Origin of the sequence: Pseudomonas sp. 2822-17 (assembly GCF_002742485.1) — a bacterium.
In the GTDB taxonomy this organism is placed as follows: Bacteria; Pseudomonadota; Gammaproteobacteria; order Pseudomonadales; family Pseudomonadaceae; genus Aquipseudomonas; species Aquipseudomonas cyclaminis.
This window is the reverse complement of sequence record NZ_LJRZ01000756.1, coordinates 1-269: the sequence shown is the minus strand read 5'-3', so window position 1 is coordinate 269 and position 269 is coordinate 1. Positions and strand designations below refer to the sequence as shown.

1 pseudogene is annotated in these 269 nt (G+C 34.6%); it reads left to right on the top strand.

Annotation, left to right across the window (positions count from 1 at the left end):
* Positions 1-269: pseudogene (locus tag AOA60_RS32405) on the top strand (UDP-N-acetylglucosamine--N-acetylmuramyl-(pentapeptide) pyrophosphoryl-undecaprenol N-acetylglucosamine transferase); the annotation flags it as partial.

The following is a 269-nucleotide window of genomic DNA, read 5'->3' as shown; positions in this document are numbered from 1 at the left end:
AGATTTCGAATAGATTTGCAACAAAGATATTCACTTCCTTTGAAGAAACAAAAAAGTTTTTTCCAGAACAAAAGACGATAGCGGTGGGTTCTCCGATTAGAAAAGAAGTGTTAAATGGATCTGTGGATAAAGGTAGATTGCATCCTAGGTTTGATTATCAACGTCCCATCTTAACGATTATGGGTGGAAGTTTAGGTGCGAAGAAAATAAATGAGGTTGTAAGAGAATCCTTAGAACATATAACATCTCACTATCAAGTTGTTCATATA